The following is a 622-nucleotide window of genomic DNA, read 5'->3' on the forward strand; positions in this document are numbered from 1 at the left end:
GGTATATCCAGAGCGATCATGTGGAACTGGTCCACGAGGCGGCGTGGAGTCAGGCCGGTGAACGGCGCCGTCCAAGACGGCTCCGATGCCGTGATCACACCAGCCGCCACAAGATCATCACACCTGTAACCGCAGGTCACGGCTGCAGTAATCGCCGGACGGACGACCTGAAAACCAAGGTTGTCTGCTTGAATGCGCGCATGGATWSGCTGAARTTKCTCATAGCRGGGGYTTYGCTTGGCGKAACCCTGGYCGKTCGGCTCTTCCAGTGGRRSCARCGRCRGCTCGCAAGAAGCCTCGTCGACGGGCGGCGGATCAAGATCGGGTGCTACGTGAAGAGTTCACAGATGACCCGATGGACAAACGGACATTTCGTGATCAACTCGGGATCGTGGACCTGGGAGCCCAGACGAGGAGAGATGCGCGCGCTGGCTGCCGATCTGCAGGAGACGAGCGTGCGGGAAGCGTCCATGAGCGATGGGCATAAGGTCAATGCCCCCATCCGGTACATGGTCATTGAGTGCACCTCCTCAGAGGGTGACGTGCTCATTGCCGCCCCTCCCGGACAGTTTGAGTATGTGTTCATGGCGCTGAACCGCACATGAGCCGTCTCCATATGCGG

At 60.1% G+C, this 622-nt stretch carries 1 protein-coding gene; it reads left to right on the plus strand.

Features of this window, described 5'->3' with window-relative positions; genetic code table 11:
• Positions 1-347 precede the first annotated feature (347 nt).
• Entirely contained in the window at positions 348-605 is a 258-nt protein-coding gene (locus tag AC1DYK_RS35490; RefSeq protein ID WP_478170537.1) for a hypothetical protein, read from the plus strand.
• The last annotated feature ends 17 nt before the right edge of the window (positions 606-622 follow it).

It is taken from the genome of Variovorax sp. P2_H12 (genome assembly GCF_056403395.1).

Excerpts from the sequence above, each read along its gene's own strand:
- AC1DYK_RS35490 (WP_478170537.1), top strand. The coding sequence starts at position 348 with ATGACCCGATGGACAAACGGACATTTCGTGATCAACTCGGGATCGTGG.